Source organism: Bacteroides helcogenes P 36-108, assembly GCF_000186225.1.
GTDB lineage: Bacteria > Bacteroidota > Bacteroidia > Bacteroidales > Bacteroidaceae > Bacteroides > Bacteroides helcogenes.
This window is the reverse complement of the sequence record NC_014933.1, coordinates 2,080,821-2,100,631: the sequence shown is the minus strand read 5'-3', so window position 1 is coordinate 2,100,631 and position 19,811 is coordinate 2,080,821. Positions and strand designations below refer to the sequence as shown.

Below are 19,811 nucleotides of genomic sequence, written 5' to 3'. Positions count from 1 at the left end.
TTCAACAATACCTATGGTTTATTTTTTCTGAAACACTCGTACATAGTCTATTTCATAAGTTGCAGGAAGTGCAGACACATCTACCCCTTGGGCTCCTCCCCAGTCACCACCCCATGCAAGATTCAACTTCAGACCGAAAGGAGTATTGAAAGGCCATGTGCTTTTATTTCCTGTTTTATCATTTTCAAAAGAAAAAAGTAGTTCGCCATCAACATAGGTTTTAATAAAATCCGCAGTCCACTCCAAAGCATATATATGGAAATCAGATTCTGCTCCTTCCAAATAACGTTCTTTTGTTTTCTGCGTTCCTATAGAATGATAGTAAGCCTTGCAATGGATAGAAGAACTCACATAATTAGGATGATACCCAACTTCCTCCATTATATCAATTTCTCCGTCGTCAGGCCAAGTCTTAAAGTTTTTAGGCATCATCCAATATGCTGGCCATGTACCTTTACCTTTCGGTAATCTCAAACGAGCCTCGAAATAGCCATAAGTCCAACTTTTGATTGTATTTAGCCGAGCAGAAATAACTTCATTGCCTTTTTTCTTTGCTATAATTTTCAAAGTACCATCTGAGATATAAGCAGTAGTATCATTATCTAACACACCAGCCACATAACGCTGAAGTTCATTATTTACCCAACCGGGAGCTGCCGTTTCATACCACCACTCATCCATATTGGGCATAGCAGCTCTACCATTTATATCACGAGAAGTCTCAAATTCATCTTGCCAAACAAGTACGTAACCGTCGGGAATTGTAATGCCAGACATCTTTTCTTGTTTAACAATAATCGTTTTCTTATAAGTACCTGCATCAAGTGTCAATTCTGCAGAACGTTCTGTTTCCTGAGAATTGCGAGCAACAGTAATACTCAACTTATTTTTCCCTTTCAGCCCTCCCTTAGGAAAACACGTACACCATTCTTTATCAGAGATAACCCCAAACTCTGCAGAAGCATCCACCTCTATTTCCACAGTTTCCTTTCCACAGCCCAATGTCAACTCTGAGGGAGTTACTACAATCATTATATCAGGAATATTCTCATTCATTTCACTGCTACTACAGGCTGAACTATTCAAGATAAATAGTATTCCTAAAAACCAGTATTTATTCATAGCACATTTATAAAAATAGCCACTCCATACATTAATTACAGAAAAGTGATAGAGTGGCTATAAATTAATTGTTATTTATCAGTTCTTTTCAATTGGTACAACCAAGAAATACCTGATTGTATAGAAGCAAGTTCCATAATAGACTTATCCTTACTAATACGTTTAATCAAGAATTTAGGAGAATCATACACTTCATCGGCTGGCATGTACGAGAAAATTGTTTTAGCAGGAAGAACCAAATAATGATTTCCACCTTCAACAACTATTTGATAAGTTGTCTTCAGCACTTCACCATCCTTTACTTTAGCTACATAATCATCTTTATCATTTGTCAAAGTAGGATCGTAAGTACATCCCTTATTGCAGAAGATAGTACCTTCTTCACCAGGATCAAACGTATAAGAATCTTCTGTAAAGGTCATCTTATCATCATACATACCAAATCCATCTTTACCCTTACTACCACATGACCACCAGCCTAAAGGATTATCAACAGTTTCACCACAGCCAAAATGACCATCTACAGTATAATTCCACATCCAAGAACCTACAATAGCATCCGCATATTTTTCAGCGCCAATATCATCTACTTCATTCTGATCTTTCGGGCAAAATACATATTTCCAAGCAATAGAACCATTGTCTGCCACCATAGCTATTTTTTTGTCAGTCAATTCCAAGACTCTGAATTTCGGAGTATTCCAAACGCCCTCATTAGCTACAAAGCCAACTTGAGTTTTCGGTGCAAATTCCAGCCAAAGTACATCTGCATCATCATAATATAATTTCCAAGTAGAAGTTTGTTTAGAGGCTTTAGCATCATAATCATTTCCATCATTCGGATTAAATGCCCCGAATGGCTCAAAAGTAACTCCTGCATTTACATAAATCAAACCATCTATACCAGGATTGTATTCATAAGTACCTTCTATGAGTGTTCCCGAAGTCTGTTCGGTTTTAAAAGTGAATGTATCATCATACATGCCAGTATCACCTTTCCCATTTGCGGCACATGACCACCAATCTAATCCGTAATTCTCCAAGGAAGGATTAGATTCTCCACAGCCAAAGTGTCCATTAGCCATAAAATTCCAATATAAGGTTTCTTTTGTCAATGAAGAAATAATAGCAGAAGGAATTAAATTTTTCTCAATATGAAATGTCTTGGTTATTACCCCTTTACTCAATCCATTTTTATTTCCAAGTTGAAAAGTTACAGTATAATCACCACGCTTGCTATAAGCCTTAGTCAAAGTTGATTTTGTAGAACTTGTCGCAGCATCCGTAGCACCAGTACCAAATGTCCATGCCGGATAGTTGCCTTTTAGAGTTGACTCATCTACCGTAAATGTTACGACATTTGTTGCTTGATCCACTGACACAGAGACCGCATTTTCCATTCCATCCAATGTCGAGATATTATTTATATCCGCATCCGAATAATCTTCCTCAGAGCAACTTCCCAACATAAAAGGAAATACTAATGCCCATAATATATTTAAGTATGACTTTTTCATGATTTCTAATTTCATTAAGTTATTAATCAGCATAAGGATTCTGAACTAAAGTACCACCAGCCGAATCTATTTCACCTTGTGGTATCGGCAACCATTTCTTCGTTTCATTCCACCCTTTCTGGCGATAAGGAGTAGAACCAGGAGCCAAAACCGTTGCAGCTTTTCCTGAACGTACCAAATCCCAATAACGTTTACCCTCACCGACAAATTCAAGATGGCGTTCCTGCAGAATATTATCAATCGTAGCAGAAATACTGGGAACACCGGCACGAGTACGAACTTGATCTAAATAACCCTGTGCGTCACCACTTGTTAAGAGAGAGAGTTCTGCAGCATTCAATAAGGTTTCAGCATAACGATAAAGACGGCAATTATTGTTATAGTTCATATCAGCAGCTCCAGAAGCACCTTCATTACCACCAACACGAGGCAAATATTTGCGAAGGAAGTTTCCAGTATCTTGATAACGTCCTACATAAGAAGCATCTGGATTTTCTATTTTATAATGTGCAAAATTCAAAATCGAAGCATCCCTACGTTTATCAGATTCATCAAACATATCATAAGCTTCTTGACGAACAGGTTCAAATCCCCAACCACCAGCATAATCAGGACTACCATTCAAGTTATTAATGCCTATCAGTTTCGGATATACAGTACCACCATCAGCAATGGCACTTCCCCAATCTCTACCACCATTTTTATTAAAATATTCAATCTCAAAGATAGATTCTTGGTTCCATTCACCAGTTGATTCTTCCCAAATATCAGCATAATTAGGAGTTAAACTATATTTACCAGAACTGATAATTTCTTTCATATAGCCCAATGCTTTAGTATAGCGAGTCTCATCTTTCTGATACATTACACAGTCTGCATACATCATATAGACGAATGCTTGTGTTACACGACCAATTTCTGTACCTTCACGACGCATTGGAAGTATATTATCAGTTATTACTTCTTCCAAAGAAGTGATAATACCATCGTACACTTGGTCAGCGGTATTCTGCTCATGCAAATAAGGATAAGTCAAATTCTCTGTGTAATAAGGGACATTTCCCCAAAACTTCCATAACCAAACATAATAGAATGTACGCAACGTCTTTGCCTCTGCAAGGTACAATTTACGATTTGCATCACTTATATCTGTCGCACCTCCCATATATTGCTGCACAATATTACTACGGTTAATTCCCGAATAGAGAGCTGACCATAAGCCACTCGCTACCTGCTGAGTAGGAGTAGCTTCAAAAATAGACTGTTTATGAAGTCCCCCTTGATCAGTAGGACCACTACCCCCTACATATACATCATCAGACATTATATCGGAAGTCATACTTAAATTCGTATATGCCCATGCGTAGTCTAACCAATTTAAAGGGTCATAAGCAGCTACTAAGGCCTCAAAAATACGTGCTTCGGAGTTATAATACTCATCCACAAACAATTGATTTGAAGACTGTACCGTCAAAAAATCATCTCCACAAGAGGTGGTTCCCAGCATAGCTGCAAGTGCCAATCCTCCTAAAGTTATATATTTTTTCATATTCTTCGTTATATTAAATTAGAAACTAATATTCAAGCCAAAAGTAAATACACGTGCTTGGGGGTAAATACCCTTATCAAGTCCCATAGAAGTACCGTTTGCTATTTCCGGATCCAAGCCATCGTACTTAGTGAAAGTCAACAGATTCTCTGCAGCAACATAAACACGAAGACGATCAACGAATACTTTTTGGGTCAGCCATTGGGGTAAAGTATAGCCTAACTGAATGTTTTTCAAACGCATATAGCTACCATCCTTAATATAAAGATCGGATGCAGAACTCCAGCTTGCATTAGGATCAGTGATTGTCATACGCGGCATATTATTAGAAGTACCTTCACCTGTCCAACGATTTTCCCATATCCATTTAGGAAGGTTAAATTCAGCAATATCACAACGGCGGGTTGCATCAAAAATATCATTACCGATAGCACCAGCAATCATCATGCTGAAATCAAAGTTTTTCCAACTTGCTTGAAAATTAATGCCATAGGTCCAATCCGGCATACCCTTTCCAATCATAGCCTTATCATTATCATCATCAATCTTACCATCGTCATTCAAATCTTTAAAACGAATATCACCAGGCTGAGCATTTGGTTGAATCAATTTTCCATCTTTAGCATAAGCATTTATTTCAGCCCAGTTTTGAAAAATACCATCTGTTACACGACCATAAAAGAACGGATAAACATAACCATTCTCCGCACGAGTAACATTGGACAAACCACCAACAAGATAATCAGACATTTCAAATCCTGAATCATTACCCAAGTTTATCAACTTATTCTTTATATAACTGGCATTTGCACCTATGCGGAAATTCCAATCGCTGACATGGAACTTATAATTGGCTTCCAATTCCCAACCACGATTTTCCATATCACCTACGTTACCTGTCGGTTTGGATTCACCAACATAAGAAGGAATAGGCATCGTCTTCAACATACCGTTAGTTTTCTTATAGAAATAATCTACTGTAAAAGTCAATGCGTTATTGAAGAAACCAAAGTCAACACCAAAATCAGTCTGTTCAGATTCCTCCCATTTTAAATCAGCATTTGAAAGCCCACTCGGTTTTGTACCAGTAATTATTTGACCTGCATCACCCTTTCCAAAATAATGATTATTCCCACTTGAAGTCAATGCTACATAGCCAAAAGCACCAATAGATTCATTACCATTCTTACCCCAAGATCCACGAACCTTTGTTGAAGTTAACCACGCAGGGCGATTTTTCATGAATGATTCATTAGTCAAGTTCCAGCCTAAAGAGACAGAAGGGAAAGTTGCCCATTTATTATTAGATCCAAAATTTGAAGAACCATCACGACGTACGGTTAACTGTAACATATAACGTTCTGCAAAATTATAGCTCAAACGACCAAAGTAAGAAGCGATTGTTGAAGGACTATTTAAGCTACCGGCAACATACATATCACCGGCTTTTTGAGTACCGGTAGTAAAATCAATATTCGCCTTATCGCCTCTCTCCTCTATCATATAACGATTGTTTCCTTTCAAATAGCGTCCTGTACTTTTTTTGGCAGATTGGCCTAATAAAACTTGGAAACTATGTTGCCCGAATGTTTTATCCCATGACAGCGTATTCTCCAACTGCCACACAGAGCCACGATGCATTTCAGAAGAAACTGAAGAATATTCCGCCTTATTTTGCTTAGACAGATAATAAACAGGGGTCCAACCATCAGTTCCCCAAAAAGCAAGATCTTGCCCATAAGAACTTTTAAACTTAATGGAATCCCACAGTGTCAATTCTGCAAAGAAATTAGCGACAAATTTATCAGAATTATTCAAAGCACCGGGCAAAGACAGATTGGCCAACGGATTGGTGATTTCATTGTATTTATCACCAGGAATGGTATAATATCTCCCGTCAGAAGCTTGCAATGGAGAAAGCACCGTACCGTCAGACAAAACCATAGACGGATTTGCTGCAATCATATCTTTCAAAGTTGTCCCTTCAGACATATAAGGGCTAAGAATAGGAGAAATCGACAATGCACTACCTAAAACAGAACCTGTTTCAGAATTAGTTCCAATAGATTTACTCTTAATGCGAGAATAAGCCAAGTTCACACCAACTGTCAACTTATTCAACCAAGAACGTTCTTTAGAAACATCAAACATCGTATAATTAGTATTAGAACGCATTGTCATACGACGATAATTTGAACGATCATAATTACCTCCTACAATACCTTCTTGTTCATAATATCCTAAAGAAAGGTAGTAATTCAACTTATCAGTAGCACCACTGGCACTCACTTGATGCTGTACAACAGGGGCATTATCATTAAAAACTTCCTTTTGCCAGTCAGTTCCCTTACCATAAGAATAAGGATCAGCATATACCATGCCAGTACCATCATTCATAGAAGCTTCATTGCGCATGATAGCATACTGAGTGGCGTCAAGCACTTCACGATGTTTCCATGGGCTTTGAAATCCCATAGAAAAGTCATAAGTAACTTTTGTTTTACCAATTTTACCTCCCTTTGTAGTTACCAGTACAACACCATTGGCAGCACGCGCACCATAAACAGCGCCAGATGCAGCATCTTTCAACACCTCAATAGACTGAATATCATTAGGATTCAAATAATCAATGCCACCATCAATAGGCATACCATCTACAATGTAAAGAGGGTCAGAGTTATTCACTGTACCAACGCCACGAATACGAATTCGAGATGCTTCACCCGGTTGACCGGAAGCAGCCGTCACTTGTACACCGGCAGCCAAACCTTTCAAAGCATTATCTACACGTACCGGAGCAGAAATAGCCAACTCATCAGCACCTACTTTGGCAATAGACGCTGTTACTACACTCTTTTTCTGAACACCATAACCTACTACCACTACTTCATCCAGTGCTTCAGAATCTTCTTGAAGAACAATCTTGAGTGTTTTTCTTCCATTCAAAGCAATGTCTTGCGGCTTAAAACCAATATAAGTAATAGAAAGTGTTGCGTTCGCAGGAACCGACACTGTGAAATTACCATCCAGGTCGGTAATTGCACCATTGGTGGCATTGCCTTTTTCCACCACATTAACACCGGGTAAAGGTTCGTTATCCGATCCGCTTACCACTGTACCTTTTACCTGTATATTTTGGGCATACACAGAAGCCAAGGTAAAGCTTAATAAAAATAAAACCGATAATAACTTTTTCATAAGTTTTACTAAATTAAGATTAACTATTCTCATTCTCGTTCACAATTGAACGGTGCAAACATACAATAAGAAGCATTCAAATATATAAAAGATAGTATTCATTAATACGTCAAATAAAGAAAATGAATACGTCAACAATACGCCATCACAACATAAACATCAGAAAATCAATATATATATAATACTTTTAGGAAATACGTCAATAGTATGTTATAAAGCACAAAAGCAGGTTTTTCTTTTATCCATGTTTAGAAAAGCACTATTTAACGCATACTCAACACTTAATATTTCAGAACTTTGAATACCTTAATTATAATCTGATATGTGCCTTATATTTTGTATTGTGATACTTTATTTGCAGTATAGTACTTCTTTATTCCTAATACAGTAGAAAAATTCTGATAATCAATCATTTGCATCAATGGATCACATCATGTATCGTTGAACAAGATTACGGCATCACTCAAAGCTTGTTATTCAAATACTCCGTCAAGTTGTCCTCGCGTTCCAGCCCGAATTTCTTGCGGAGACGGTAACGAATAGTTTCCACACCACGGATAGAAATGTTCAGCAAAGGTGAGATTTCCTTGGTAGAAAGGTTCATTTTGAGATAAGCGCACATCATGCGCTCATTATTGGAAAGGTCGGGATGCTTGGCTTGAAGACGTTTCATAAAATTATTATGAATAAGGTCAAACTGGTCTTCTATACGCTTCAGCACCTCATCACTTTGGATATTACTATCTATTTTACTGTTGATAAGTATCAACTGTTGTTTCCCTTCACGAGCCCCCTCTCCCTTCAACGTGGCGGAAACCCTGAGTATCTCCGATTTTATTTCGGTCAGCATTTCATTCTTGCGGACAAAGTTTATCATCAGGTTTGTCATTTCCTGGCTCTTGTGCTGCAAGTCATACTCAAGCTTTTCCTTTTCCAATTGGATGATCTGCTTTTCCTGACGGGCTTTCTCCTCTTCGTATTCTTTCTCCATATTATGCAGTTCCTTGTCTTTTTCCACCACTGCCTGCTGCTTCTTGCGGCTGACACGCATATCGTCCCAGCGGTAAAGATACCAAAGCGCCAATAATGCCAGAACGATATAACAAATGTAAGCCGGAGCGCTACGATACCACGGAGGAAGAATACGGAAAACAATCTCGTCCGACGAAGTAGTTCCGTCCGGAAAAACGGCTTTCACCTCGAAGACGTATTCGCCTTCGGACAAATTGCTGTATTCTTTAGTGCGCACGGTGGTGAAATCTGACCAGCCACCTTTGTTCAGCCGATACTGGAAGCAGACACCGTCACCCATCGTGAAATAGGGAAGACCATACTCTATGCGTACGGAGTTCAACGAATAGGCTATTTGGGGAACAGGCTTCTGCCCCAGGAAGTTGGCGGTATATACTAAGGAATCTTTGGGGTAAGAAAGATACATATTCTTTATATATAGGGAATGGCTGCGATCACGCCGTTCGGGGCTTTCTTGGAGACTGAACAAAGCAAAACCGTCTTCATTGGGAATGACCATAAGAGAATCGGACAAGGGAATGATGGCCTCAAAACCGGGAACCATCTCCATCAACGACTGTTGCACGGGATAAATGCCCGTATTGGATCCTCGCTTATAAGTCCCCAGATTGGCAATGCAAACTTCATGGGCGCTCAGACTGATGAGCTTGCCATGATATTCTGTCAGCCGTGTATAAGCCGACGTGCCGTTCAGCAGATTGTTCATGTCTGGGCAAGGCTCTATTATATCTTTGGGAAGATTGTATTTATACACGCCACGGGAAGTACCGAAATAGACGCGCCCTTCTATTTTAACCACGTGCATGTCTCTATCCGCAGGCAAACCGTCTTTCGCCCAATACTCCCTGCTGTTGTCCACTCTGGTCAATGCGGTATTCAATTCCAGACGGGTGACATGATCTGCATTACAAACCCATATCACACGTGCCGATTCCTGCTCAAAAAGTTGGCAAGAATCGCTCATACCTTCTATCTTGCAAAGAACACGCCACTCTCCATCCTTTCTGCCCAGCAGATAAATGCCGCTATATGCACCGACATACATCAAATTCGGCCGCCCCATCACTTGCTGGCAGTTCCACACGCCCGAAAGATCTGTGACACGCCTCATCCCCGTACCTTGAAGCAGAAAGATGCCACGGTCGTGCAGGCAGAAAAGCTCATCTCCCACTCGACACAAATTCCACACCTGCCCGCTGGAATTGGAAACAGGACGAATATCCGGCAGATTTCCATTCATTTTTACCGGATAGGATGTATAATACAGCCCACGGTTAGTTCCCAAATAAAGATACCCGTCCGATGCCGCTGCTGTATATCCGGTTCCATAAGAATAGGGATAAGAATAAAGATTGGTAAAGGGAGAAGTGAGATACACATAATCGATGCCACTGTCCAAGCCTGCCCAAAGGTTGCCCGAAGGATCAAAAGCAACAGAAAGGACCGTATTGTTGCGCAAGCCGTTGTTTTCATTGAAATATTTCAGTTCCATCGTGTTCAAATCTATCATAACCAGTCCCTTGTGTATAGTTCCCAAGGCTATCTTATCGCCCTGCGTCGCCACACAGAAAACCTCATTCTCACGCATGAAAATCTCCGCATTGGTGGACAATGGAACCGTGGTGCGTCCATCACAATAATACAACCCGTCATAAGCCGTCACCACCAACACGCCTTTCTTGTAGGGCGCAATACCCCTGATACGTTTGGAGATCAGTATATCGGCTCCCTGTAAAGGGAAAAACGTACTTCCCACCAAGAGCCACACTCCCCTGTCCGTACCGATATAAAGGACTCCATTCACCATGTTGGAACAATCAATCTTACCATCCATCTCTATGACTGAATATTTCCCGTTGATGCACTTCACCACACGGCTGTCTCCCTGGAAATATACTATATTGTCTCCTTCATGGATACCCCATACATTTCCAAGATAGCGAAACGATCCGTCAAGCGTGTCGGACATGCAATGGTAGCCTAACGCTCCGTCTGTCTCAGGTTCATAATATCCGAATTCATTGATTCCACCTACATAAATGCGTTTCTGAGTGGCCGAAGGCAGAACGGAACGCACATCCGACAAATTATTCAACGGGAGAACGCTCCAGACATTGCCGTCAAACTGCAACATGCCGTTCTTGTTGGCAAAATACACCCACTTGTCATTGTAAGGGGCAATCTGCCAAGTCTGCGCTCCCCTGCCGTACAAGCTCTTGTCGAAGTTGACAATAAAACTGTTCCAGCCGGCAGATGACTCAACAGAAGGAAGGAGAAAAAGAAGAAAAAGATAAATGTGCGCTATGTGATTTTTCATAGGTCTCAACGATTATTGTTCCTCGTACAAAATTAGTGCATATTTTTCAAGCACACAAAAAAAGCAGTTGATGTTTTCACATCAACTGCTTTTTGAGCCTCTTGTCGGATTCGAACCAACGACCCCGAGATTACAAATCACGTGCTCTGGCCAACTGAGCTAAAGAGGCGGGTGGGTAAGCTATCTACATCGCGCCGCTACAACCAACTACCTTTGCTGCGATCAAGCCCTGGAGGATTCGAAGGGAGCTGGCCGTATAGGACTTACCCATTTTTGTTTTGCGGTTGCAAAGGTAGGCATTTTTTTTAAACCTGCAATACCTTACCAAAACTTTTTTCGGACATGAGCTTTTTTCTTAAATAACATATAACTTATAACCTGAAACTCAAATTATTTATACCTTTGCACCATATTAATTAAGTGAGATGGCAGAAAATAGAGGTTACATGCAACGATACGCTATGCTATTCGGAACCTATATGGGAGGATATTGGATATTGAAGTTCACCCTCTTTCCGTTAGGCCTGATGGTTCCTTTTCTTCTTTTCCTGTTCGCAGGACTTACGGTATGTGTTCCCTTCATGGGATATTATTACACAAGAATGTACCGCAACCATATCTGTGGCGGCAATGTCAGTTTCCTGCATGCATGGCTGTTCACAACTTTTATGTATATATTCGCCGCACTTCTCACAGCCGTGGCGCATTATGTATATTTCCAATTCATCGACCACGGGTTCGTTATCAATACTTATGAAGCGATGCTGGATGGTTTCGCCCAAAACAATATACCCGGAACAGAGGCATATATCAATCAGTTGAAAGATGTGATGGCCGTGATGCAAACTCTGTCTCCCATAGACATCACAATGCAAATGATGTCACAAAATGTGATTTATGGCTCTTTGCTGGCCATTCCTACTGCATTGTTTGCAATGAGAAGAAAACAAGAAATAAACAATGTGTGAGTGACAAAGTAAACGTACCATATTATAGTAAAACAGTAAAACCGTAAAAAAGAATATGGATATTTCAGTTGTAGTACCGTTATATAATGAAGAAGAATCTCTTCCCGAACTGTTCACATGGATTGAACGGGTAATGAAAGCCAACGGTTTTTCCTACGAAGTCATTTTTGTGAACGACGGAAGTATTGACACTTCCTGGCAAGTCATCGAACAATTGAAAGCACAGAATCCGGATGCGGTGAAAGGTATCAAGTTTCGCCGCAATTACGGAAAGTCACCGGCGCTTTTTTGCGGCTTCGAACAAGCGCAAGGAGATGTGGTCATCACAATGGATGCTGACCTGCAGGATAGCCCTGACGAGATACCTGAACTCTACCGCATGATAACGGAAGAAGGCTATGATCTGGTGTCCGGATGGAAACAGAAACGTTACGATCCTCTATCTAAGACATTGCCTACCAAACTATTCAATGCAACCGCACGAAAAATTTCGGGAATCAAGAATCTGCATGATTTCAACTGTGGACTAAAAGCATATCGCAAAGAAGTAATAAAAAACATAGAAGTATATGGAGAAATGCACCGTTATATCCCCTACCTCGCCAAAAATGCCGGCTTCAAGAAAATCGGTGAAAAAGTGGTGCACCATCAAGCACGCAAATACGGTACAACCAAATTCGGGCTTAGCCGTTTCGTAAACGGCTATTTGGATCTGATTTCTCTCTGGTTCCTCTCCACTTTCGGAGTAAAGCCGATGCACTTCTTCGGACTGCTGGGATCATTGATGTTCATACTCGGCTTTGTATCCGTCATCATTGTCGGAGTCAGCAAACTGTACTACATGCACCACGGCATGCCTTACCGTCTTGTGACCGATTCTCCTTACTTCTACCTGTCACTGACGTCCATGATTATAGGTACACAACTGTTTGTGGCAGGATTCCTCGGAGAACTGATTTCACGCACAGCCCCCGAACGAAACAAATATCAAATAGAGAAAATGATTTAACAATGAAAAGCTTAGTCAGACTTATCATAGCGGGCGCAATTCTTTACCCCATAATCAGTATTGTCGTTTCTTGCTCAGAAGAAGCAGATTGCTCCCTGGCCGCACGCGCCATGATGCAATGTTATCTATATACGATAGATCCCCAAACTCGGATAGTGGAAAATGACACACTTGATTCGCTGACAGTGACGGCATATGGCACGGACTCTGTCATAATCAACAATCAAAAAAAAGTACATGACATCTCATTACCTTTGAGATACACCGTAGATTCCACCAAACTGGTATTCCGATACAGTAAAACGAAAACTGACACAATCGTCATTCATCATACCAATACACCTTATTTTCTGTCAATGGATTGCGGCTATCAAATGAAACAGGTCATTACAGGCATCCGTCATACCCGCCGCAATCTTGACTCTATTTATATATCAAACAAAGAAGCCGGTATTTATGGAAGGGAAAATATTAAATTATTCTATTAGCCTGGCAGTCTGTCTGCTGACAGCCTTCCCTCTGCGAGCACAAAACATGTTCGCCCCGCAAGGGAAAAACCCGTCTAAGACAGAAAAGAAGGATAAAAAGGAAAAAATAGAATACCCCCTCTATAACGGTCTGTCTGTCGGATTAGACCTTTGGGGATTTGGAAGTAAAGCTTTCGGTGGAGATTTTCTCAGCACGGAAATTGCCGTGAACGCAAACCTGAAAAATCGCTTCTTCCCGACCGTTGAAATAGGATATGGTTCAACCGACACATGGAGCGACAAGGGAATACATTACAGAAGTAACGCGCCCTATTTCCGTGCCGGAATAGACTACAATGCACTATTCAACAAACAACACGGGCACATGCTGCTTGTAGGTCTGCGCTATGGGGCAAGTGGCTTTAAGTATGATGTCGAAGCACTTGCCTTGAATGACCCTGCTTATGGTGGGATCGTTGGTAATCCCAACCTCGACGACGGGATATGGGGCGGAAGCTTGCCCTACAACTATAAAGACATGAAAGGTTCCATGCAATGGGCGGAGTTCTGCGTCGGCATACGTGCCCATGTATGGAAAGAATTATATATGGGATGGACTCTCCGTTTTAAGTTCAAACTCTCGGCTTCCGCCGACGAGCATGGCGACCCGTGGTATGTACCCGGTTTCGGGAAATACAACTCCAACACATTGGGAGTGACATATACAATAACCTATAAACTACCTTTCTAAACAATGACAGGACTGGAGATTTGGCTACTGGCCGTAGGACTTGCGATGGATTGTTTTGCTGTTTCTATAGCCAGTGGAATTATTCTGAAACACATGCAGTTGCGTCCTATGCTGATAATGGCTGTCTTTTTCGGCTTTTTTCAGGCACTTATGCCACTGCTCGGATGGATCGGCGCCAATTTATTCAGTCATCTGATAGAAAGTATAGACCATTGGATCGCTTTTGCCATCCTTACCTTTCTGGGAGGACGTATGGTCATGGAATCCTTCAAAGACGAAGACTGCAAACATGAATACGATCCGACCTGTTTAAAAGTGGTACTCGCATTGGCGGTAGCCACCAGCATAGACGCATTGGCGGTGGGTGTATCTTTTGCGTTTCTGGGCATCAAAAGTTTAGCCGCCATTCTCTCCTCCGTATGTGTCATAGGTCTCGTTTCATTTGTATTGTCCATGATGGGCCTGACATTCGGCATCCGGTTTGGATGCGGCATAGCCCGCAAACTAAGAGCAGAACTTTGGGGAGGTATTATTCTAATTATCATAGGAACTAAAATATTGATTGAGCACTTATTTTTCAGTTGAACATCTTCAATAACTATATACGATTATGGACAAAAAAGTACAACGGAATTTTTTATGGATCGCCCTATTAATATTGGGCACAATATGGATACTTGCCCGCCACAACCACACTATCCCCTATCAGACAGACAATGGACTGATTTTCGGAACAGTTTATAAAGTTACCTATCAATATGACAAAGATCTGAAAGAGGAAATAGAAGCCGCCCTCAAACGCTTTGACGGCTCCTTGTCTCCATTCAATGACACTGCAACCATTACCCGCATCAATCTCAATGAAGACATTGTACCCGACACATTTTTCACCAATGTATTCTGCCGCAGCATGGAAATATCCAAAGAAACCAATGGCGCATTTGACATCACCGTAGCCCCTCTGGCAAATGCATGGGGATTTGGATTTAAGAAAGGCGCTTTCCCCGATTCGGTTATGATAGACAGTCTCTTGGAAATCACCGGATATACAAAAGTCAAATTGTCCGCCGAAGGAAAAGTGGTAAAGGATGATCTTCGTATCATGCTTTCCTGCAGCGCCGTAGCCAAAGGATATGCCGTGGATGTCGTTGCACAACTTTTGGAGAAAAAAGGAATACGGAACTTCATGGTAGATATAGGCGGCGAGGTAGTAGTACATGGCGAAAATCCAAAGAAAGACCTCTGGCGCATCGGGATCAACAAGCCGATAGACGATTCGCTGGCCGTAAACCAAGAATTGCAAACGGTGTTACAAGTAACAAATTTAGGTATAGCAACATCCGGAAACTATAGGAACTATTATTACAAGGACGGAAAGAAATACGCACATACCATCGATCCGCGTACCGGCTATCCCGTACAACACAACATTTTATCCGCCACCGTCATTGCAAAGGACTGCATGAGTGCAGACGCGTACGCAACCGCATTCATGGTTATGGGACTGGAAGAAGCGGAGCATTTTGCCAACGCACATCCTGATATAGATGCCTGTTTCATATACAGTAACGATAATGGCAGTTTCAAAAGTTATTTTACAAAAGGAATGGCAAAATACATAAGCAAGTAAATTCCTACTTATAAAAAACAAAATATACCGCCAGTATCAGACAGATAAAAGCGGCAAAATGATTCCAATGCAACGATTCTCCTCTGAACAGAACCGTTGTAAACACAGTGAAAATAATCAAAGTTATCACTTCCTGAATTACTTTGAGTTGCATCAAGGAAAAAGGTCCCCCGTTACCGATAAAACCAATTCGGTTGGCGGGGACTTGGCATGAATATTCAGCCAAAGCAATTACCCATGAAAATAAAACGACTGCATACAGAGGCCAATTAGAAATAACCTTCGTCTCCTGCAGCTTCAAATGCCCATACCAGGCAAATGTCATAAAGACATTAGACACAATCAGTAATAAGATGGTATAAAACGCTTTCATAATTTATTTTTATTCTTGATAATCTGCGGCAACAATTCATCTTGTACATTCGACATACTTCCCCATAAGCTATAACGTGCCTCAGGATTCATATCCTCTAAAAGCTTCAAAATTCCTTTCATTGCACTACGGCTGGATTGGGATTCATACGGGCATTTTTTTATTTGCTTATGGAATTTCCTCATTTGCGCCAATTCTAACAAATCGACTTCATGCACCAGGCACATAGGACGAATAATGGTCATATCAAACTTTTTCATGGCAAGCCGTGGCGGCATGGAACTGAAAGCTCCCTGATAAGTGATATTCATTAACAAAGTTTCCAGAATATCATCCATGTGATGTCCTAATGCAATTTTATTGCACCCCTGCTCTTTCGCTACCGTAAACAATGCCTTGCGCCTATTCCATGAGCAAAGAAAACAAGGTGATTTACGAATATCCGTAACAGGATCAAACTCTGTCTCATACAATATAAAAGGGACTTCCCAGGACTCTGCATATTCTCGAAGATAATGCACGTCACTTTGATACGGAATATTCTTCATCACCACATGGGCAGCCACAACAGAAAATTTAGGTTTATAAATACGGGCACGCCTTGCAAGCAGTTCCACCAACGCCAAAGAGTCCTTACCACCGGAAAGTCCGATAAGGATTTTATCTCCGTCTTCAATCAATCCATATTCCACCACGCCTTTACTGAACCGTTTCTCTATACGGCGCAAAATTTTTTCTTCTTCGGTAAATTGTGCCATTCTTTTCCCATGAATAAATTAATCGGGCACAAAAGTAACAGAAAAGAACGATTTAAAGAAGAATTAACATAATAGAATGATGGAAGTCAGCATTATTCCCGATAAATTTGTATTTTTGAACTTCTGAATCTAAGTATGCATAATTAAGTATGAAGAAAAAATATATCCTGTTCTTTCTGTTCGGCTTTCTAAGTATCTCCGTCTCTGCTCAGACTTTAGCAGAAGCCAAAGCCTTGTATGAGAAAGAACAATATGAAGAAGCCAAACCTGTTTTCAGGAAATTTGTAAAGGCACAACCGGCCAATGGAAGCTATAATTTATGGTATGGAATATGCTGCCTGAAAACAGGAGAACCGGAAGAAGCATTGAAACACCTTGAAACAGCCGTAAAAAAGCGCATTCCCGGCGGACAAATCTATCTGGCACAAAATTACAATGACTTATATCGTTTTGAAGACGCCATCCGGACTTATGAGGATTATATCTCCGAATTATCCCGGAGAAAACGCCCTATGGAAGAAGCTGAAAAGTTATTGGAAAAAAGCAAAAACAATTTCCGTATGCTGAAAGGTGTGGAAGAAGTCTGCTTTATCGACAGCTTCGTTGTCGATAAAAAGAATTTTCTGGAATCTTATAAAATAAGCCCCGAATCTGGAAAATTATTCATGTATAGCACTTACTTCCAAAATCCGGGTAAGCAAGGAGGAACAGTATATGAAACGGAATTAGGTAATAAGGTTTATTATAGCGAACAACAGCCGGATGGTACTCTCAGTATTCTCTCACGCAATAAATTACTGGACAAATGGAGTCAGGGAAGTCTGCTTCCCGGAAGCATAAACGAAGCAATCAATGCAAGCTATCCTTATGTACTGACAGACGGAATCACCATTTATTATGCTGCCGATGGTGCGGGCTCTTTCGGAGGGTATGATATTTACGTAACCCGGTACAACACCAATACTGATTCTTATTTGACACCCGAAAATGTAGGCATGCCTTTCAACTCACCTTATAATGACTATATGTATGTAATTGATGAATTCAATGATCTGGGCTGGTTTGCATCCGACAGGTATCAACCGGAAGATAAAGTTTGCATCTATGTGTTCATCCCTAATCCATCCAAACAAGTGTATAACTATGAAGAGACAGATTCAAAGAGGATGATTCAATTGGCCCGGCTTCATTCCATAAAAGACACCTGGACCAATAAAGATGCTGTAAATGCAGCCAAGGAAAGACTGCAGAATATGCTCAATTCCAAACCAAAGGCAAAGAAGAACTATGACTTTGAATTCGTCATCGACGATTATACGACTTATCATCAATTAAGTGATTTCCAATCTCCTGATGCTAAAGTATTATTCGGTCAATACGGTCGGTTGGAAAAAAGCTATCGGCAACAATCCAATAAACTGGAAGAGATGCGTTCGCAGTATGCCCAAGCCGGAAAAAATGAAAAGACGAAAATGTCGGCAGCCATTCTTGATCTGGAGAAACGGGTACGGCAACTATCCATAGATATAGAACAGCTTGCCATTCAAATACGTAACTTAGAAAAACGAACCATCAAATAAGACAAATATGGATATACTCATCATTGCAGTACTGATAATTGCAGCAGTCATTCTGTTTTTAGTGGAATTATTCGTAATTCCAGGTATCAGCATTGCCGGTTTTCTGGCAGGCGGTTGCATAATTTTTGCCAACTACTACGCTTTTGTCTATATGGGGACAACGGAAGGAATTATCACTCTCATAATATCGGCAATTGCATGCATCAGTTCGCTTATTCTATTCATGCGGTCCAAAACACTCGATAAGATAGCATTGAAAAAAAATATCACCTCAAAAATAGACCGTAGTGCTGAAGAAAAAATAAAGATAGGTGATACCGGTATCACCACAACCCGCCTTGCCCTCATCGGATATGCAGAAATCAATGGGAATATCGTAGAGGTGAAATCAACCGATGGCTTTTTGAACGAAAAGACACGGATTGTTGTAAGCCGCATTATGGACGGAATAATTTTGGTAGAAAAGCAGAAAAACAATTAATATCAATTAATAATTAACATTTAAAATCACATGGATCCAAGCACAATGTATCTAACAGCCTTCCTCATCGTAGGGGGCATTATTTTCCTGGTACTGTTCTTCCATTATGTACCATTTTTCCTTTGGCTATCAGCCAAAGTTTCAGGAGTCAATATATCATTGGTCCAACTATTTCTAATGCGCATTCGTAATGTGCCGCCTTATATCATTGTACCCGGTCTGATTGAGGCACATAAAGCCGGGTTAAGCAACATCACCCGCGACGAACTGGAAGCGCATTACCTTGCAGGAGGCCATGTTGAGAAGGTAGTACATGCATTAGTATCCGCATCAAAAGCAAACATTGAGTTGCCGTTCCAGATGGCAACTGCCATTGATCTTGCCGGCCGTGATGTATTTGAAGCTGTACAGATGTCCGTAAATCCGAAAGTTATCGACACCCCTCCTGTCACAGCTGTTGCCAAAGATGGTATTCAGTTGATCGCCAAAGCACGCGTAACCGTACGCGCCAATATCCGCCAACTGGTGGGTGGAGCCGGAGAAGATACCATCCTCGCCCGTGTAGGTGAAGGCATTGTATCATCCATTGGTTCTTCCGAGAATCACAAATCTGTATTGGAAAACCCTGATTCTATCTCTAAACTGGTGCTCCGAAAAGGCTTGGACGCTGGTACTGCCTTTGAAATCTTGTCCATTGATATCGCAGATATCGATATAGGTAAGAACATTGGTGCTGCCCTGCAAATAGACCAGGCCAATGCAGACAAGAATATTGCACAGGCCAAAGCCGAGGAACGTCGCGCTATGGCGGTTGCCAGCGAACAGGAAATGAAAGCCAAAGCTCAGGAAGCTCGCGCCAAAGTTATTGAAGCGGAGGCAGAAGTACCCAAAGCTATGGCTGAGGCGTTCCGCAGCGGGAATCTGGGTATCATGGACTACTACCGAATGAAGAATATCGAGGCCGATACTTCCATGCGCGAAAATATTGCCAAACCAGCTACCGGCCCTTCCAACCAGCCACTCAGCAAATAACCGGAAAAGTAATTGACAGAGATGCCG

16 protein-coding genes and 1 tRNA gene are annotated in these 19,811 nt (G+C 41.1%); 9 read left to right on the top strand and 8 right to left on the bottom strand.

The window, feature by feature from the left end; all coding sequences use genetic code 11:
- Positions 1-18: 18 nt before the first annotated feature.
- The 6 genes from BACHE_RS08335 to BACHE_RS08310 all read right to left on the bottom strand — a co-directional run bounded on the left by BACHE_RS08335 (position 19) and on the right by BACHE_RS08310 (position 10,904).
- Positions 19-1,122, bottom strand: coding sequence for a family 16 glycosylhydrolase (locus BACHE_RS08335; RefSeq protein ID WP_013547261.1), 1,104 nt, complete (start codon positions 1,120-1,122; stop codon positions 19-21).
- A gap of 71 nt (positions 1,123-1,193) precedes the next feature.
- Positions 1,194-2,654 carry a PKD domain-containing protein gene (locus tag BACHE_RS08330; RefSeq protein WP_013547260.1) on the bottom strand — a complete coding sequence of 487 codons (1,461 nt, stop codon included), beginning with the start codon at positions 2,652-2,654 and terminating at the stop codon, positions 1,194-1,196.
- 7 nt (positions 2,655-2,661) lie between these two features.
- Positions 2,662-4,188: a RagB/SusD family nutrient uptake outer membrane protein gene (locus BACHE_RS08325; protein WP_013547259.1), complete on the bottom strand. Its 1,527-nt coding sequence runs from the start codon at positions 4,186-4,188 to the stop codon at positions 2,662-2,664.
- An 18-nt stretch (positions 4,189-4,206) separates the two neighbouring features.
- Positions 4,207-7,386, bottom strand: a complete 3,180-nt coding sequence (locus BACHE_RS08320) for a SusC/RagA family TonB-linked outer membrane protein (protein WP_013547258.1) — start codon at positions 7,384-7,386, stop codon at positions 4,207-4,209.
- Between the two features lie 463 nt (positions 7,387-7,849).
- Entirely contained in the window at positions 7,850-10,735 is a 2,886-nt protein-coding gene (locus tag BACHE_RS08315; protein WP_013547257.1) for a helix-turn-helix and ligand-binding sensor domain-containing protein, read from the bottom strand.
- Positions 10,736-10,830: 95 nt separating this feature from the next.
- Positions 10,831-10,904 (bottom strand) — tRNA-Thr (locus BACHE_RS08310).
- Positions 10,905-11,160: 256 nt separating this feature from the next.
- Here BACHE_RS08310 and BACHE_RS08305 point away from each other — a divergent pair.
- Genes BACHE_RS08305 through BACHE_RS08280 form a run of 6 tightly spaced genes read left to right on the top strand, consistent with a single transcriptional unit; the run spans position 11,161 to position 15,560 of the window.
- Entirely contained in the window at positions 11,161-11,703 is a 543-nt protein-coding gene (locus BACHE_RS08305; protein WP_013547256.1) for a DUF4199 domain-containing protein, read from the top strand.
- Between the two features lie 55 nt (positions 11,704-11,758).
- The gene (locus BACHE_RS08300) at positions 11,759-12,712 is read left to right on the top strand and encodes a glycosyltransferase family 2 protein (RefSeq protein ID WP_013547255.1); all 954 of its coding nucleotides are present in this window, start codon (positions 11,759-11,761) and stop codon (positions 12,710-12,712) included.
- Positions 12,713-12,714: 2 nt separating this feature from the next.
- A complete protein-coding gene (locus BACHE_RS08295) occupies positions 12,715-13,200 on the top strand; it encodes a DUF6452 family protein (RefSeq protein ID WP_013547254.1) in 486 nt (161 codons plus the stop codon).
- Positions 13,169-13,930: a DUF6048 family protein gene (locus tag BACHE_RS08290; RefSeq protein ID WP_013547253.1), complete on the top strand. Its 762-nt coding sequence runs from the start codon at positions 13,169-13,171 to the stop codon at positions 13,928-13,930. Before BACHE_RS08295 ends, BACHE_RS08290 begins: the two co-directional genes overlap by 32 nt.
- A gap of 3 nt (positions 13,931-13,933) precedes the next feature.
- A complete protein-coding gene (locus BACHE_RS08285; RefSeq protein WP_013547252.1) occupies positions 13,934-14,515 on the top strand; it encodes a manganese efflux pump MntP in 582 nt (193 codons plus the stop codon).
- A 25-nt stretch (positions 14,516-14,540) separates the two neighbouring features.
- Positions 14,541-15,560: an FAD:protein FMN transferase gene (locus BACHE_RS08280; protein ID WP_013547251.1), complete on the top strand. Its 1,020-nt coding sequence runs from the start codon at positions 14,541-14,543 to the stop codon at positions 15,558-15,560.
- A 4-nt stretch (positions 15,561-15,564) separates the two neighbouring features.
- Here BACHE_RS08280 and BACHE_RS08275 read toward each other — a convergent pair whose 3' ends face one another.
- Positions 15,565-15,933 carry a DMT family protein gene (locus tag BACHE_RS08275; RefSeq protein WP_013547250.1) on the bottom strand — a complete coding sequence of 123 codons (369 nt, stop codon included), beginning with the start codon at positions 15,931-15,933 and terminating at the stop codon, positions 15,565-15,567.
- A complete protein-coding gene (locus BACHE_RS08270) occupies positions 15,930-16,691 on the bottom strand; it encodes a PP-loop family protein (RefSeq protein WP_013547249.1) in 762 nt (253 codons plus the stop codon). The genes BACHE_RS08275 and BACHE_RS08270 overlap by 4 nt, the downstream gene beginning before the upstream one ends.
- Positions 16,692-16,840: 149 nt before the next feature.
- Here BACHE_RS08270 and BACHE_RS08265 point away from each other — a divergent pair, with 149 nt between their 5' ends.
- From BACHE_RS08265 to floA, 3 genes are read left to right on the top strand one after another with little or no spacing between them, the layout of a single operon-like run.
- On the top strand, positions 16,841-18,271 hold the full coding sequence (locus BACHE_RS08265; protein ID WP_013547248.1) for a tetratricopeptide repeat protein: 1,431 nt from the start codon (positions 16,841-16,843) through the stop codon (positions 18,269-18,271).
- 7 nt (positions 18,272-18,278) lie between these two features.
- Positions 18,279-18,752, top strand: coding sequence for an NfeD family protein (locus tag BACHE_RS08260; RefSeq protein ID WP_013547247.1), 474 nt, complete (start codon positions 18,279-18,281; stop codon positions 18,750-18,752).
- A 30-nt stretch (positions 18,753-18,782) separates the two neighbouring features.
- On the top strand, positions 18,783-19,784 hold the full coding sequence (floA, locus tag BACHE_RS08255; RefSeq protein ID WP_013547246.1) for a flotillin-like protein FloA: 1,002 nt from the start codon (positions 18,783-18,785) through the stop codon (positions 19,782-19,784).
- Positions 19,785-19,811 lie beyond the last annotated feature (27 nt).

Excerpts from the sequence above, each read along its gene's own strand:
- BACHE_RS08315 (WP_013547257.1), bottom strand. The coding sequence starts at position 10,735 with ATGAAAAATCACATAGCGCACATTTATCTTTTTCTTCTTTTTCTCCTT.
- BACHE_RS08290 (WP_013547253.1), top strand. The coding sequence starts at position 13,169 with ATGGAAGGGAAAATATTAAATTATTCTATTAGCCTGGCAGTCTGTCTG.
- BACHE_RS08325 (WP_013547259.1), bottom strand. The coding sequence starts at position 4,188 with ATGAAAAAATATATAACTTTAGGAGGATTGGCACTTGCAGCTATGCTG.
- BACHE_RS08270 (WP_013547249.1), bottom strand. The coding sequence starts at position 16,691 with ATGGCACAATTTACCGAAGAAGAAAAAATTTTGCGCCGTATAGAGAAA.
- BACHE_RS08335 (WP_013547261.1), bottom strand. The coding sequence starts at position 1,122 with ATGAATAAATACTGGTTTTTAGGAATACTATTTATCTTGAATAGTTCA.
- BACHE_RS08330 (WP_013547260.1), bottom strand. The coding sequence starts at position 2,654 with ATGAAATTAGAAATCATGAAAAAGTCATACTTAAATATATTATGGGCA.
- BACHE_RS08305 (WP_013547256.1), top strand. The coding sequence starts at position 11,161 with ATGGCAGAAAATAGAGGTTACATGCAACGATACGCTATGCTATTCGGA.
- BACHE_RS08265 (WP_013547248.1), top strand. The coding sequence starts at position 16,841 with ATGAAGAAAAAATATATCCTGTTCTTTCTGTTCGGCTTTCTAAGTATC.
- BACHE_RS08300 (WP_013547255.1), top strand. The coding sequence starts at position 11,759 with ATGGATATTTCAGTTGTAGTACCGTTATATAATGAAGAAGAATCTCTT.
- BACHE_RS08320 (WP_013547258.1), bottom strand. The coding sequence starts at position 7,386 with ATGAAAAAGTTATTATCGGTTTTATTTTTATTAAGCTTTACCTTGGCT.
- BACHE_RS08285 (WP_013547252.1), top strand. The coding sequence starts at position 13,934 with ATGACAGGACTGGAGATTTGGCTACTGGCCGTAGGACTTGCGATGGAT.
- BACHE_RS08295 (WP_013547254.1), top strand. The coding sequence starts at position 12,715 with ATGAAAAGCTTAGTCAGACTTATCATAGCGGGCGCAATTCTTTACCCC.
- BACHE_RS08260 (WP_013547247.1), top strand. The coding sequence starts at position 18,279 with ATGGATATACTCATCATTGCAGTACTGATAATTGCAGCAGTCATTCTG.
- BACHE_RS08275 (WP_013547250.1), bottom strand. The coding sequence starts at position 15,933 with ATGAAAGCGTTTTATACCATCTTATTACTGATTGTGTCTAATGTCTTT.
- floA (WP_013547246.1), top strand. The coding sequence starts at position 18,783 with ATGGATCCAAGCACAATGTATCTAACAGCCTTCCTCATCGTAGGGGGC.
- BACHE_RS08280 (WP_013547251.1), top strand. The coding sequence starts at position 14,541 with ATGGACAAAAAAGTACAACGGAATTTTTTATGGATCGCCCTATTAATA.